Annotated in this window: 18 protein-coding genes; 9 read left to right on the top strand and 9 right to left on the bottom strand. The window is 34.2% G+C overall.

All coding sequences use genetic code 11. The annotated features are described in order from the left end of the window. From B2Z27_RS08250 to B2Z27_RS08230, 5 genes are all read right to left on the bottom strand, one after another. Positions 1-215: DnaJ domain-containing protein (locus B2Z27_RS08250; protein ID WP_286813309.1), on the bottom strand; the 215-nt coding region annotated here is incomplete at its 3' end. Between the two features lie 9 nt (positions 216-224). Beyond that, positions 225-788, bottom strand: a complete 564-nt coding sequence (locus tag B2Z27_RS08245) for a nucleotide exchange factor GrpE (protein WP_058103578.1) — start codon at positions 786-788, stop codon at positions 225-227. 137 nt (positions 789-925) lie between these two features. Beyond that, positions 926-1,888 (bottom strand): TIGR01777 family oxidoreductase, encoded by a 963-nt coding sequence (locus tag B2Z27_RS08240; RefSeq protein ID WP_286813308.1) that lies wholly within the window; start codon positions 1,886-1,888, stop codon positions 926-928. A 113-nt stretch (positions 1,889-2,001) separates the two neighbouring features. Beyond that, positions 2,002-2,664 carry a tRNA (5-methylaminomethyl-2-thiouridine)(34)-methyltransferase MnmD gene (gene mnmD / locus B2Z27_RS08235; RefSeq protein ID WP_286813306.1) on the bottom strand — a complete coding sequence of 221 codons (663 nt, stop codon included), beginning with the start codon at positions 2,662-2,664 and terminating at the stop codon, positions 2,002-2,004. Next, a complete protein-coding gene (locus B2Z27_RS08230) occupies positions 2,665-3,144 on the bottom strand; it encodes a DUF4920 domain-containing protein (RefSeq protein ID WP_286813305.1) in 480 nt (159 codons plus the stop codon). 108 nt (positions 3,145-3,252) lie between these two features. Between B2Z27_RS08230 and B2Z27_RS08225 the strand changes: the two genes are divergently transcribed. Beyond that, positions 3,253-4,323, top strand: coding sequence for a branched-chain amino acid aminotransferase (locus tag B2Z27_RS08225; RefSeq protein ID WP_286813303.1), 1,071 nt, complete (start codon positions 3,253-3,255; stop codon positions 4,321-4,323). Positions 4,324-4,365: 42 nt separating this feature from the next. Here the strand turns inward: B2Z27_RS08225 and B2Z27_RS08220 are convergent, their stop codons facing one another. Then, a complete protein-coding gene (locus B2Z27_RS08220; protein ID WP_286813301.1) occupies positions 4,366-4,752 on the bottom strand; it encodes a nucleoside triphosphate pyrophosphohydrolase family protein in 387 nt (128 codons plus the stop codon). Positions 4,753-5,302: 550 nt separating this feature from the next. Here B2Z27_RS08220 and crcB point away from each other — a divergent pair. The 4 genes from crcB to B2Z27_RS08195 all read left to right on the top strand — a co-directional run bounded on the left by crcB (position 5,303) and on the right by B2Z27_RS08195 (position 8,720). Continuing rightward, positions 5,303-5,674 (top strand): fluoride efflux transporter CrcB, encoded by a 372-nt coding sequence (gene crcB / locus B2Z27_RS08210; RefSeq protein WP_286813299.1) that lies wholly within the window; start codon positions 5,303-5,305, stop codon positions 5,672-5,674. A 291-nt stretch (positions 5,675-5,965) separates the two neighbouring features. Next, the gene (locus B2Z27_RS08205) at positions 5,966-6,304 is read left to right on the top strand and encodes a P-II family nitrogen regulator (protein ID WP_058104293.1); all 339 of its coding nucleotides are present in this window, start codon (positions 5,966-5,968) and stop codon (positions 6,302-6,304) included. 30 nt (positions 6,305-6,334) lie between these two features. Then, complete coding sequence (locus tag B2Z27_RS08200) at positions 6,335-7,573, top strand: ammonium transporter (protein WP_074672620.1); 1,239 nt, start codon at positions 6,335-6,337, stop codon at positions 7,571-7,573. Positions 7,574-7,673: 100 nt separating this feature from the next. Then, positions 7,674-8,720: an outer membrane beta-barrel protein gene (locus B2Z27_RS08195; RefSeq protein ID WP_286813298.1), complete on the top strand. Its 1,047-nt coding sequence runs from the start codon at positions 7,674-7,676 to the stop codon at positions 8,718-8,720. Between the two features lie 83 nt (positions 8,721-8,803). Here B2Z27_RS08195 and B2Z27_RS08190 read toward each other — a convergent pair whose 3' ends face one another. Then, positions 8,804-9,454 carry a DUF1684 domain-containing protein gene (locus tag B2Z27_RS08190; protein ID WP_339631823.1) on the bottom strand — a complete coding sequence of 217 codons (651 nt, stop codon included), beginning with the start codon at positions 9,452-9,454 and terminating at the stop codon, positions 8,804-8,806. 81 nt (positions 9,455-9,535) lie between these two features. Between B2Z27_RS08190 and B2Z27_RS08185 the strand changes: the two genes are divergently transcribed. Beyond that, the gene (locus B2Z27_RS08185) at positions 9,536-10,276 is read left to right on the top strand and encodes a DJ-1/PfpI family protein (protein WP_286813297.1); all 741 of its coding nucleotides are present in this window, start codon (positions 9,536-9,538) and stop codon (positions 10,274-10,276) included. Here the strand turns inward: B2Z27_RS08185 and B2Z27_RS08180 are convergent. Next, a complete protein-coding gene (locus tag B2Z27_RS08180; protein WP_286813296.1) occupies positions 10,263-11,675 on the bottom strand; it encodes an alpha/beta hydrolase in 1,413 nt (470 codons plus the stop codon). The two genes, B2Z27_RS08185 and B2Z27_RS08180, sit on opposite strands and share 14 nt — an antisense overlap. Positions 11,676-11,804: 129 nt before the next feature. After that, entirely contained in the window at positions 11,805-12,254 is a 450-nt protein-coding gene (locus B2Z27_RS08175; RefSeq protein ID WP_058103590.1) for an Lrp/AsnC family transcriptional regulator, read from the bottom strand. 118 nt (positions 12,255-12,372) lie between these two features. On the opposite strand from B2Z27_RS08175, the gene B2Z27_RS08170 reads away from it, so the two are divergent. The 3 genes from B2Z27_RS08170 to B2Z27_RS08160 all read left to right on the top strand — a co-directional run bounded on the left by B2Z27_RS08170 (position 12,373) and on the right by B2Z27_RS08160 (position 14,450). Then, on the top strand, positions 12,373-12,762 hold the full coding sequence (locus B2Z27_RS08170; RefSeq protein WP_058103591.1) for a hypothetical protein: 390 nt from the start codon (positions 12,373-12,375) through the stop codon (positions 12,760-12,762). Positions 12,763-12,847: 85 nt separating this feature from the next. After that, on the top strand, positions 12,848-13,699 hold the full coding sequence (purU, locus tag B2Z27_RS08165) for a formyltetrahydrofolate deformylase (protein ID WP_286813295.1): 852 nt from the start codon (positions 12,848-12,850) through the stop codon (positions 13,697-13,699). Between the two features lie 34 nt (positions 13,700-13,733). Beyond that, positions 13,734-14,450 (top strand): DUF4197 domain-containing protein, encoded by a 717-nt coding sequence (locus tag B2Z27_RS08160; RefSeq protein WP_058103593.1) that lies wholly within the window; start codon positions 13,734-13,736, stop codon positions 14,448-14,450. Positions 14,451-14,640 lie beyond the last annotated feature (190 nt).

Below are 14,640 nucleotides of genomic sequence, written 5' to 3'. Positions count from 1 at the left end.
GCTGCATGACCAAATTGATCATAACGCGCTTTCTTATCTGCATCGCTAAGCACTTCATAAGCTTCGGCAGATTTTTTAAACTTCTCTTCGGCAGAACTGTCACCAGGATTTTTATCCGGGTGATACTGTAATGCTTTTTTACGATAAGCTTTCTTTATCTCTGCAGCAGTAGCGTTTTTACTAATGCCCAATACTTCATAATAATCTTCCTTCATTCCAATTATTTAATTTCCTACTACTACTTTTGGATGCCTAATAATACGGTCACCTAACTTAAACCCTTTTTCGATGACGTCAATAACCTTTCCTTTCATCTTTTTGTCCGGAGCAGGTATTTGAGTAATGGCCTCGTGAATCTCTGCATCAAAAACATCACCTGCATTAACTTCAACCATCTCTAAACCTTTAGCTTTCAAGGTCTCTCTAAACTTGACATTTATTAACTCTACTCCTTTGAAAACCTCTTTATCGTCAGATTTAGCCAACTCTTTCATAGCTCTATCAAAATCATCCAACACAGGTAATAATGAAACTATAACTTCTTGACCTGCCGTTTTAAAAAGCTCCATACGCTCTTTAGAAGTACGTCTTTTATAATTTTCAAATTCAGCAAATAATCTTAAAAACTTATCCTTTTCTTTTGCAAGTTCTTCACTTAGCGTCTCTTCAACAGACTTTTCTTCCTCCACATTTTCCTTTTCATCTCCTGCCTTTTGTTCTTGTGTTTCGCCCTCTAAAAGCTCATCTTCCAAGAATTCTTCGTCCAAAGTGTTTTCTTTATCACTCATAATTAATTGTAATTTAAATCGCTGTTTAAAAGCAGGCAAAAGTACTGCCAATTCTTTAAAAATGTCAAAATGTCACAAAAGAATAAAAAAAAATCCGCCAAAAGCGGATTATCCATCTAGGTAAGAAACTATTTTATTTAAGAAACAAATTGCTTTGTCACATTACTTTTATCATCTACACACTTAGTACCACTATCATATATTGCACCTAGTGCTTGACATATATTCACATAATTAAACACAAAACCTTCTTCTTCAATTTTTTTACTACTAACCCGCTGACTAGCGAATAATATATATGCCATTTTACCTAACACGGTGTACATTACAAACTTGGGCACATTTGGCATAAACAAAGGTTGATCCAAAGCCTTTGCTATTTCTTTGATCATCTTGGCATTAGTAACCGGGTTGGGTGCCACTCCGTTATATACACCCTTTAACCTATACTTTATAATATGTATAAAAATACCTGCCAAATCTGCAACATGAATCCAAGACTGCCACTGCTCTCCTGTTCCAAATGCGGAACCTACATAATATTTAACCGGTTTTGCCATTTCTGGCAATGCACCGCCATCTTTAGACAACACCAAACCAATTCTAACTTTAGCAACCGTTAGTCCAAGAGATTTAAATTCGTTTGCCTTTTTCTCCCAAAGGCTAACCACTTCTCCTAAAAAACTATCATCAACATTAGTATTATCTTCTGTATAATAATGACTTAAAGAATCTTGATAAATACCTATAGCGGATGCGGACACCAAGAATTTTACCGTATGGCCTTCACGCTCCAATAATGTTTTCCTAAGAAGTTCTAAGGTATTGACCCTACTGTCAATAATTTCTTTCTTATAACTATTTGTCCACCTTTTAGAGATACTTGACCCTGCTAAATTGATAATGGTAGAAACACCATCTAAGCAGTTGGCATCTATTTCACCAGTAGTAGGATCCCAGAAATAACCTTGATAGTTTTGTTTTGAAACAATTTTATTTTTTCGAGTAGTTAGGTAATTAACGGCATAACCTTTTTCATGGCATTGAGATACCAACTCGCTACCTACTAAACCCGTTGCACCTGTAATCAATACTTTCATGGAATAAAGATATTGCTTTTGATGCTCGCTGATATGCAATTTAATTTCGATTTAACATAAATGCAGAACCTATTGAATTTAAAGGCGTTAAAGTTTTACTAACACCATATAAATTATTGTTTTTTTGCCCTTAACATTTCTCTTTTGCCAGGAGGTCCAGGTAACCTTTCTACCAAAAAACCAACTTCAAGCATGGCTCTTCTTACACTGCCTTTTGCTGCATATGTAACCAAATAACCACCACTTTTCATTGCTTTGAACATAATTTCAAAGATTTCAACCGTCCATAGTTCCGGCTGTACCCTAGCTCCAAATGCATCAAAATAAACCAAATCAAAAGCATTGCTTTTACTAATATCCTTGAAGAATTTTTGTTCCTTTATTAGGCTGAAGTCTGCGGTTACCTCAACCAACTTTTCCCATGGAGATGTGTGCATTGTAGCAAATTCATCTTTCAAGGAATTTGCTTTCAACTGGTCTAAATAGTTTAGCTGGCCAAGTTCATCTTTAGAAACAGGATACGCCTCTACACCAGTATAATTAATCTTTAGGTTTCTTTTTTTGAATTCAATTAAAGTAATCAGTGCATTTAAACCGGTACCAAATCCAATTTCCAAAATATCTACCGTTGTATTTTCAAATAAGTCTAAGCCAGAGTGTATAAATACATGATAAGCCTCTTGAATAGCACCGTGTTTTGAATGATACTGTTCTTGCCAATCTTTTATTTGAATGGTCGTAGAACCATCAGCCGTTGTAATAATTTCCCTTTTCAATTAATTTGGAACTAATACTCCAGAAGCCTCAAAACTGTAAGTTCTTTTTGGAGATGTTATTTGTGCTATCTCTTGAGCCGTTTTTCCGCCATCTTTAGCATAATGTCTTTGATCATCAACACTCATTTCCTCAACAAATGCCTTACCATTCAAAACCACTTCCTTTTCTAAAATATCAGCTGGCATAAAAAAACCGTAATCTTTAAAACGTACCATAGCTTGGTTTCCATCAGGCAGTTCAACGGTCATCCAACAGCCTTTAACTTTACACACTTCTTTTACCTTGGTTTTAAATTGTAGCTGTAAAGAATCTGAAATAGGCATGGTGGCAAATTGCCTCATAACTTCATCTTTTTTACTCAATGTAGTGACAGTAAACTCTTCACCGTAAAACTTTGAAGAAGTATTTGCATCATTTTGTTGTCCAAAACATGAAAAAATGCCAAATAAAAAGACAAGTAATATGTTAAATCCTTTCATAAATCTCAAAAATGTTGATATCCCTGCAAAACTGATCAATTTTAAAGAAAAAAAGAAGTGCTACTATGGATATTTGTTTAATTTTAATCAACTAAAGTTACGTATTTCATGAGTATTGCAACGAAAGATATCATAGTAGAAAAAGTTAAAACTTCAAAAATTGACCAAGTTGATTTTGACAATTTAACCTTTGGTTCTGTATTTACGGACCATATGTTGGTCTGCACATATAAGAACGGAGCATGGGAAACACCTACAATAACTCCATACCAACCTATAACACTTGACCCTTCTTCTAAAATTTTCCATTACGGACAATCTATATTCGAAGGTATGAAAGCATATAAGGACAAAAATGACGATGTCTTTTTATTTAGACCGTTAGACAACTTTAAACGCTTAAATATTTCTGCAGAGAGAATGTGCATACCGCAGATTCCCGAAGACTATTTCATGGAAGGTTTAACTACACTGTTAAACTTGGATAAAGAATTTATACCAACAAAAGAAGGAGGTTCTTTATACATTAGACCTTTTATGTTCGCTTCTGGCAACGGGTTTCATGCTTCCCCTGCAAATGAATATAAGTTTATTATTGCCTGTGCTCCTTCTGGCGCATATTTTTCAGGTAAAGTAAAAGTTCTTATCGAAGAAAAATATTCAAGATCAGCTAATGGAGGTGTTGGTTTCGCAAAAGCAGGTGGTAACTATGCAGGGCAATTTTACCCAACCCAATTGGCTATTGAAAAAGGATACAATCAGGTAATCTGGACAGATGACACCACTCACGAATATATAGAAGAGGCTGGTGCAATGAATATTTTCATTAGAATTAACGACACTTTATTGACCGCACCTACAAGTGATCGTATTTTAGATGGTATAACCAGAAAGAGTATTTTAGAAATTGCCAAAAACCAAGGTATAAAGATCGAGGTAAGAAAAATTACTGTAAAAGAAGTTGTTGAAGCAGCTAAAGACGGTTCATTAAAAGAAATGTTCGGTGCAGGTACTGCTGCAGTAATATCACCAATTGCTGGATTTGGGTTTAGAGATACAGATTATGATCTACCAGAATTAGATAATAGTTATGGTCAGCAATTAAAGAAAATCATTACTGATATCCAGTACAACAAGTCTGAGGACAAGTTTGGATGGCGTTTTAAAGTGAAAGCTTAAAAAATTAATTCACAATAAAAAGGGGGCAAATTGCCCCCTTTTTTATTTACTCAATATTTCATTAATATTAGGTTTAAAATAGTTAGGGCCTTTTAAAACCTTACCATCTTCCCGGTAAATTGGCTTACCATCTTCACCCAACTTACTCATATTACTACGCTGTATTTCATTGAACACCTCTTCAATTTTGTATTGCATGCCATGTTCTAGAATTGTACCACACAATATGTACAACATATCTCCTAGAGCGTCGGCAACTTCTACCAAATCATTATTTTGGGCAGCCTCTAAATACTCCTTATTCTCTTCGTCCATTAAATTAAAGCGCAACATATTCTTGGCTGGTCCTAAATCAGCAATCATTTTCTCAGAAACACCTAGACCAAAAGAATTATGAAATTCCTTTACTGCATTGATTTTGTTTTTCATTTTTATTTTACCGTTTTAGGTTAGCTTTGCGTAAAAATATAAAATATGTTTAGCACCGGACAAATCATTTTTGCAATCGCTTTTGCCGTGGTTTTTACGATCATAATCATTATTTCTTACAAAAAAGACCTTGATTTTCATCGTAAAAATTTTAAAGGTGTTAAATGGATTGGCATATCCTTTGCACTTTTCTTGATTTTACTACTATTTATAAAGTTTTTCCTAAAGGAATAGTTAATTTTTTTCCTACACCACAAAAATTAACGTTTTCACAACAAAACGGTCAATATCCTCGTTTAATATACCAAATACCGTAATTTTGCGTTATTCATCTATAAAGGTGTAATAAATTATGATGACATTTCTTACAATTTTTTTAGTATTAGTAGGTATTAACGTTGCCTTAGTTGTAGTTAGCTTAATAAGTGTTTCTCAAAAAACGAAAACTTCTTCTCAAAAGCTATCCAAACAACCAACTTCTGTTATTTACCCATTAGATTTACTTACAACCAGCTACAAGAAAGCCGTTTAGTTTTTACCTTTATAAGGTATGAAACAATTTATACTGGTTTTTTTAGGTGGGGGGTTCGGTAGTATATTAAGATATATTATATCTAAAAACCTTAACGCCTACTATTCAAATTTCTATTTAGGTACTTTTCTTGTCAACGTAATTGGTTGTCTAATAATAGGTATACTAATAGGACTCTCCTTAAAGAACAATTACATTTCTGAAAATCAGACTTTATTATTAGCCACCGGATTTTGCGGAGGCTTTACCACTTTCTCTACATTTGCTTTAGAAAGCAATATCCTTTTAAAAGAATCTTCTCTACTTCAAACTTCATTATATATGGGGTTTAGTGTCGTTATTGGTGTCTTAGCCATCTCATTAGGTCTTTGGATTTGCAAAATGTTATAGAATTAACATTCACTAAGCACTATTTTATTTTTGTTCATTTTTTTAGGTATTTGCTCATTTTTTAAACAATCGTTAGATAATCTCTCGTTTTTCTGACGATTATTCTACGCACAGGTTAATTTCATCAATTCCATTTCTAGATATTGTCAAAATATTTAACCATAAATAACATTACCCTAAAATTTATGGGGTATATATTAAGATACTCGTAAAAATTAAGCATGAACCCCTAATATTTTTAGGGTAACAATGTTTTTAACATATATTTGGCAATATCAAAAACTTATTCAAATGAAAAAAATCGAGGCAATTATTAGAAAATCAAAGTTTGACGATGTCAAAGAAGCGTTGCACAGTATTGAAGTAAATTTCTTCAGTTACTGGGATGTAACAGGTGTAGGTAATGAAAAAGAAGGTCACGTTTACCGTGGCATCTCTTACAGCACTACTGATATACAACGCAGGTACCTAACCATTGTAGTATCAGATGACTTTCTTGAAAAAACAGTTAATAAAATACTAGAGGCAGCTTACTCCGGTAATGTAGGTGACGGTAAAATATTTGTATCTGAAGTCCTTCAAGCATATAGAATAAGAACTAAAGAAGACGGTTTAGCCGGTATTAACTAAATAAAATAACTAACTAAAAAACTAAACGAAATGGACGCAGGATTATTTACAGCAAATAACGTATGGATGATGTTGGCTACCGCATTGGTATTCTTCATGCATACAGGTTTTGCCTTTTTAGAAATTGGCTTAACAAGACAAAAGAACACAATCAACATATTATTTAAGAACATATTCATTATTACAGGTGGTTTACTTCTTTATTATGCATGGGGATTCAATTTAATGTACCCAGGTTTTGAAGATGGAGATATGGGCTTATTAAAATTTGCAGGTTTTGGTATTGGTGCCCCTGAAGGCGGTATGACACCTGACTATGCAGATGGCGGCTACACGTGGTGGACAGATTTTCTTTTCCAAGGAATGTTCGCAGCAACAGCGGCTACTATTGTATCTGGTGCAGTAGCAGAACGTATGAAAATTGGAGCTTTCATGATATTTACAGTAATCTATGTTGGTTTGGTATACCCTATAGTAGGTGCTTGGAAATGGGGAGGCGGATTCTTGGATTCTTGGGGATTCTATGATTTTGCAGGTTCTACATTAGTACACTCAGTTGGTGGATGGGCAGCTTTAGTTGCAATATACCTTTTAGGTTCTAGAATTGGAAAATTCGGTAAAGATGGTAAGCCAAACGCTATACCGGGTCACAGCATACCAATGGCTACCGCAGGTGTATTGATATTATGGTTAGGATGGTTTGGGTTTAACGGTGGTTCAGTATTATCCGCAGATCCAGAATTGACATCTTTAGTATTGGTTACTACAAGTTTGGCTGCAGCCGCTGGTGGATTTGGAGCAATGATTACCTCTACTATTCTTTATAAGAACTTAGATTTAACTATGTTCTTAAACGGTATTCTTGGTGGATTGGTAGGTATTACCGCAGGAGCGGATTTAATGTCACCAAATGAAGCTGTAATCATTGGATTCATTGCCGGTATTATCATTGTTGGTGGTGTTGCCTTGGTAGACAAATTAAAATTAGATGACCCTGTAGGTGCTGTAGCAGTTCACTTGATCTGTGGTATCTGGGGAACATTGGTTGTAGGTATCTTCGGTAGCATGGCTAGTGGAGCTCAGTTCATGACACAATTATACGGTGTATTGATCGTAGGTGGGTTCTGTATAGTCACCTCTGGTATTATCTTAGGAGTACTTAAAGCAACAATTGGTCTTAGAGTTTCTAAAGAAGAAGAAGTTGAAGGTTTAGATCTTCATGAGCACGGAATGGATGCTTATGCTGATTTCAGAATGAACCAACACTAAAAAAATACGGAGCGTTTTGCAGAACGCTCCGTTACATAACCTTTTCAATAAATAAATTTCTCAAAATTAATTCATCCCATTAGGGATTAAATCAAAACTTATGAAAACGATTATAAATACAAAGTACGTAAAAAATATTTTCGCATCAGGTCTTATGCTTTTTGCAGCTGCCGGCGTTTTAGCTCAAGAAGAGCAAGAAGAGAAAAAATTCACTTTAAGCGGATCTATAGATGCTTACTGGAGAACAGCTTTTAAAGATGGCGGAGATGCAACCACGGCTACAGAAACTTCTTTTGCCAACCAAACAGGTTTTGCTTTAGGGATGGCAAATATCGTAGGTAGTTATGATATGGAAAATACCGGTGTGGTAGTAGATTTAGTTTTTGGACCTAGAGGAACAGAAGCTACTTTTGAGAACGATGTTTTAAACGGCGTAATAAACCAAGCATATGCTTACTGGAATGTATCTGACAAAGTAACACTTACCGCTGGTCGTTGGAATACATTTTTAGGTTACGAAGTAATAGCACCTGCTGCCAACTTTAACTATAGTGTTTCTTACTTATTTTCAAATGGACCATTTTCTCACTTAGGTGTAAAGGCTGATATAGCCTTATCCGATGATGTTAGCTTAATGTTATCCGTTTCTAATCCATGGGATGTTAACGATACAAGTAGTACAGGAGAGTATGCTTATGGAGCTCAATTAGGAGTTTCTGGACAGTATCTTAATTTATATTATGACAATGGCACTAGTGGTGGTCTAGGATTTGAAATAGATTATACTGGTGGATTTGATCTTTCTGAAGATTTTTTCTTTGGAATAAATGCGGCTTACAATGATAATTCAGAAACAGGAACTGGTTTTTACGGAGCAGCGATTTACCCACAACTAACCACTTCAGATAATTTTGCTATCGGCTTAAGAGGTGAATATATTGCATTTAGTGATGACTTACTAGATGATGATGTTCCCGTACTTGGTTTAACTCTTACAGGAAGCTACACAAAAGATAATTTGATTATTAAGCCAGAAATTAGATTGGATAGTTTTGGTAACGACTTTGAGCCGTTCATAGAGAGTGACGGCATTGGAACAACTAATAGCCTATCTACTTTTGCAGTAGCAGCTATCTACTCTTTCTAAGTTGTTGATATAATTAATGGTTGATTTTATAGTTTAAGTTTTAAAACCTCGGCAATACCTGCCGAGGTTTTTTATTTTCTCCATTAATGTTCAAAGGCTTTCACCCCTACTTTAATTTCTGTATCCAAATTATTGACCTTAGGCACAATTGGACAACTAAATTTTTTATTATAAGCGCAATAAGGATTATAGGCTTTATTGAAGTTCAAAATTATCTTATTTCCTTTAGGTATTCTTAAATCTAAATACCTACCACCGCCATACGTTTCTTCTCCGTTTGTATTATCTGTAAAAGGCAAAAACAAATAATCTTCATATTCGGCTTGCGTTATTAGCTCCGGCGATTGATAAATTTCCAATTCATGATCTTTTCCATTCAAGGTAAATTTAGCAATACCGTAAACCACCTCCGTTGATTCTCTACCTGTTGTTGTTGGCATTGAAAATGGTAAAGCTTCTGGCGTTCTTACAAGCTCCGCTTCTACTATGTAGTTGGTATCTGGCTCAAAAAATTCTAAAGACTCAAAATCAATTCTAAATCTATCGGGCAAAGGTGAAGATTCAGGATTTTTAAACTCAGCGTTCAGCTCTTCTTGAAACAGCAAAATATCAGCTAGCTTATCTGACTTTGTTATTGATTCAATGTTAGGTTTGGCATCATGATACTTTTTTTCTTGTCCGCAAGAAACCATTACACACAAAATCAATACTGCAATACTTATTCTCATATCCATTCATTTACATTTCAAAAATACAATATATTCATTGTAAGTTTTTCACATATAATCGTACTTTAGAAATCGAAAACAATTCATATGAAACTTAAATACCTTCTTATTCTTTTACCATTTATACTAGTTAGCTGCAATCAAAAGAAAGCTAAAAAAGAAACCACAGTGGTTAAAGAAACAAGACAATTACCAAAGCTAGAACCCAGTAATTATAATGTTGCTTTTCTAATAATGAACGGAACGTTCAATACTGAATTTACAGCCCCATTCGATATATTTCAACATACAAAATTTAGAAAAGGCATAAAGGCCATGAACACATTTACCGTAGCAAATACTTTAGAACCCATAACCACTTTTGAAGGTGTTCGCATTTTACCCGATTTTGACTACACAAAAGATGATTTACCTAAAATAGATATATTGGTAGTACCTAGTGCGGAACATTCTATGGATAGTGACTTAAAAGATGAAGTCATGATCAACTTTATTAAACAAATAGACAAGAGCGCGCTATATATGACCAGTCATTGTGACGGCGCCTTTCCCTTGGCAAAAGCTGGTATTTTAGATTCGGTAGCTTCAACAACTTTTCCCAGTGATATTGAAAATTACAAAGCCATGTTTCCTAATTTAGACATAAAGGACAATGTATTATTTGTTCATGACGGAAAATACATTACTTCTGCAGGAGGCGCAAAAAGTTTTGAAGCCGCTTTATATTTATGTGAAATACTATACGGAAAACATATTGCCAAATCATTGGCAAAAGGTCTGGTCATAGATTGGAAATTGGAAGATGTACCTCACATTACCGTTCAATAACATCATATCTGGCACCTTTTAAATATTTTTCAACCATTTCATTGAATTCCGGCATAATCCTGAACAATGCAGTGTGTTCCAAAGAATATAACCCGCTTTTATCCGTATAACCATTTTTAAGCAACTCTTCTAAGTAAAATAAGGCTGTACCGTAATCTTCCATTTTTGAACTAATTGAGATTACCTCTAAGTAAGCATTATAATCTTTTGGCGAAGTAATGGTCTTTAACATGTGTAATAAATTTAGTGCTTCATAATCTACCACATCTTCAGCTTCAATAAAATCAATATTATCTGACACCAGAGCATTAATATACCCTCTTAACCTACTTGACATTTGCCGCTCATATAAATTAGGACTTTTATCCAATTTATTTAATTCTTGCATTTGATAATTCCACCACCCAAGATTTGCATAATTATAGGTGATAATATCTTCTTCCAAATAGTAGTTATAATCTTCTTTTGTAAAAGATTCTTTCAAAAAATAACTGTTTTGACTTCTATTCGCCTGTCTATAATTAGAACTTCTTCTTAAAGTTTTCTGCGTAGCTTTTAGCGTATCTAAAACTACTAATGGATTAAAAATCTTTTCCATATCTAACAATTGATATGTAGCTAAAAGGGGTTTTTGTTTGGAAATGTTGGAATTTGCCAGAGTCAAGAATCGATCATACGAAGAAGCCACCAAACTGCTATCCTTTTCCAAATGACCTTTTGCCATACTAGTAAGCGTCAACATTCTAAATGCATTAGCAATTAAGTCACCTTCTGGCAGCATACGGTCTCCATCAAAGACTATTAATTCATTAGGAAACTTTAATTTATTGAGCAATTCCCTGCTATTCAACATCTCGGTAAAATTATAATCCTCCCTATTCACAAGCCCTACGAATTGAAAAGGTTGCTTTGGATTTAAAATCTCAACATTACCAACCGACGCACCTATAGAAATTACTCCATTGATATTACGTACAAATGTTGGCAAAATTGAAGCGAACATTGCACTACTACCAAAACCTGCAGTATACATACGATTTTTAGCTAAAGGGATGGTACTGATCACTGAATTGAACATTCTATTCGCAATTAAAACATTTTCAGAAATGGAAAGCGAATCACTTATATTATCTGAACTAGCCAAAACATAGCCTTCTTGCTCAGCTGCACCCAGCAACATTGAAACGGCAGCCTTACCCTTACCCTTTAAATCCATTACAAAGGCAACTGGCCAGGCTTTATTTACCTCAAAATTTGAAGGCAAATAGAGAGAGAAGGTTTCATTGACCGAATCATTAACAACTAAATTTTCTGAAATAGCACCTCTTAAAAGCCTTAATTCTTGAGAAAATATTGCCGTAGAGGTTAAAACGAACGTAAGAAGTAGTAATTTTTTCATTATTTAATTTCTATCAAAAATCTAGCCAAAATATCTTAGAACCATTAATCACTAACTAATTTACCAATGATCACCAATTCCAAAATTAAATATCCATTAATAAATTAATAAAAGAGATTAAGATATTTATCATTTAACTTTATGCATTGGGGCATTAGAAATTACTTGAGAAAGAACAATATGAGTCCTTGTTTCACCATATTGAATTAATTGGTCGATAAACTTTTCTAGGTGAAACTGATCTTTTAAAACAACTTCCATAACAATATTTTCGTTTCCGGTAATTCTGTAGCAATTAATAACCTCTTGCAAAGTAGGTACAACAGCTAAAAAAGGCTTCAATTTCCCCATAAATGCCCTTAGGGTTATAATCGCCTTTAATTGATGTCCGGTTAACGCGTGAGACACTGTAGCCTTATATCCATGTATGATACCAAGGTCCTCCATCTTCTTTACGCGCTCCGCCACTGCCGGTGCCGTGAGCCCAACCGTACGACCAATATTTGCAAATGATTCCCTTGCATTATCCTGCAATTGTTTTAGTATTTTCCAATTAAGCTCGTCTATCTTTGGATTCAAAAGAATATAGTTTTAATTATTTACTATCAAAGGTAAATTTACAAATTACATTTAAAATCGATAGAAAATAATCAAATAACTAACGTAATTTTATATAACACTAACAATACCCCACACAATGGCATATAGAAGTTTAAAACATTTGCCTATTTATAGAAAAGCACTGGAACTCTGCACCATGAGTAGAGAGATTGCGTCATATGTATCTTTCAACAAAGATTTGGTGCGCCTTTATGAATCAAAGAGCTTAAGAGACATCATGGCTAATTCTATTTTGACAGATGCCATTCTCATACCTCAAAAAATTGCACAAGTTGAATATTCTAATTGCAATAATGAACGTAAAGAAACCATTTCTTACATAAATATCATTATAAGAAACATCAACTCTTACTGTATGGGATTGGAAAAACATGGAGTAAAGGAGACTGAGTACATCAATCTATTAAGAAAAGAGATCAAAAGTTTTAGAAAATCGTACAAGGCTTGGAAAGCTGACCACCTATAATTATCCTAAAATTTATTTCTACAACATAATAAAATTACCACTTTAAGGATTATGGGCTATTTTTGACATTTAAAATAGCATATAATTGAAAGCAACTATATTAGTCCATTGTCCTGATCAAGCAGGTATCATAAGTACCGTAACTGGTTTTATCCATAGCAATAAAGGCAACATCGTATACCTTGATCAGCATGTTGATAAGCCTGCCAACGTATTTTTTATGCGTACGGTTGTTGAATTCCAAAATGACTTTTCAGATTTGGAACATTTTATAACGTTATTCCAAAATGAGTTAGCTATTAGTTACAATATGGAATGGAGTCTACATACCGATGACAAATTACCCAGGATGGCCATTTTCGTATCTAAATACAACCATTGTCTTTATGACCTATTAAGTAGATACCAATCTGGTGAGCTAGCCGTTGAGATTCCCTTTATACTCAGTAACCATAACGATTTAAGGTATATTGCAGAACAGTTTAGCATACCGTTCTATCACGTACCCTTTACTAAAGCCAATAGAGTTACGGCAGAGCAGGAGCAAATTGCAATACTTGAAAAACACGATGTAGATTTTATCGTTTTAGCTAGATACATGCAAATAGTCAGTGGCAACTTAATAGACAAATACCCTAACAAAATAATTAATATACACCATTCTTTCTTACCTGCCTTTGCCGGTGCTAAACCCTATCATGCAGCATTTAAAAGAGGTGTGAAAATTATCGGTGCCACCAGTCACTACGTAACTGAAGAATTGGATGCCGGACCAATTATTGAGCAAGATGTTACTACGGTAACCCATTCTCACACAATAGAAGACTTTATCACAAAAGGTAGAGACCTTGAGAAGATTGTACTTTCTAGAGGAGTAAAATTGCATATTGCACGCAAAACAATGGTCTACAACAATAAAACGGTCATATTCTCGTAAGTACTAAAGTAAAACCTATACAAATAATACAATAATGATTAAAAAAATTAGTTTGGCCTTTTGCATGATGCTCGCAATTTCATGCAATGAATTACAGCAAGTAGTAAATCAATTACCTACATCTACAGACACTGCTTTGAGCAATGAAACCATAGCAAATGGTCTAAAAGAAGCTTTAGATCAAGGTATAGAAAAACAGGTAAGCAAGTTAACCGCTACTGACGGTTTTTATAAAAATGAATTGGTCAAAATTCTATTACCAGAAGACCTACAAAAGGTAGATAAAACTTTACGCGATATAGGTTTAGGCAATTTGGCAGACGAAGGCTTAAAGGTTTTGAACCGTGCTGCCGAAGATGCTGTTGCAGAAGCTACACCTATTTTCGTAAATGCTGTAAAAGACATGTCGTTCGCAGACGCAAAAAATATTCTTCTTGGCGAAAACAATGCTGCTACTACTTATTTGGAAACAAAAACGAATACAGAGCTATATGCTAAATTCAATCCTGTAATCAACGAATCTTTTCAAAAAGTAGGTGCAGATAAAATTTGGAGTTCTATAATCACCAAATACAATTCAATCCCATTGACCAACAATGTAAACCCAGATTTAACAGATTATGTTACACAGGAGGCTTTATCAGGAGTTTATAAAATGATTGCTGTAGAGGAAGAAGAAATTAGAACAAAGTTCTCTTCAAGAACTACAGATGTCCTTAAAAAAGTATTTGCACTTCAAGATAAAAAATAGATTTTCAACAACTTAAACAATAACTCAAAAATATATGCGTTAAAATTAAACAAAAGAATATTAAAGCATTCATTTTCAATTTTTTGAGTTAGTTATTTTTTGAGTTAGTTAGTTAGCAAAAACCGGTGGGAGCATCGGTTTTTTTTATTTTAACACTTAAAGACGACATCTTTGTAAATCAATGTTAAAG

Source organism: Maribacter sp. UBA3344 (genome assembly GCF_002362375.1).
In the GTDB taxonomy this organism is placed as follows: Bacteria; Bacteroidota; Bacteroidia; order Flavobacteriales; family Flavobacteriaceae; genus Maribacter; species Maribacter dokdonensis.
This window is presented reverse-complemented; position numbering and strand designations above follow the sequence as displayed.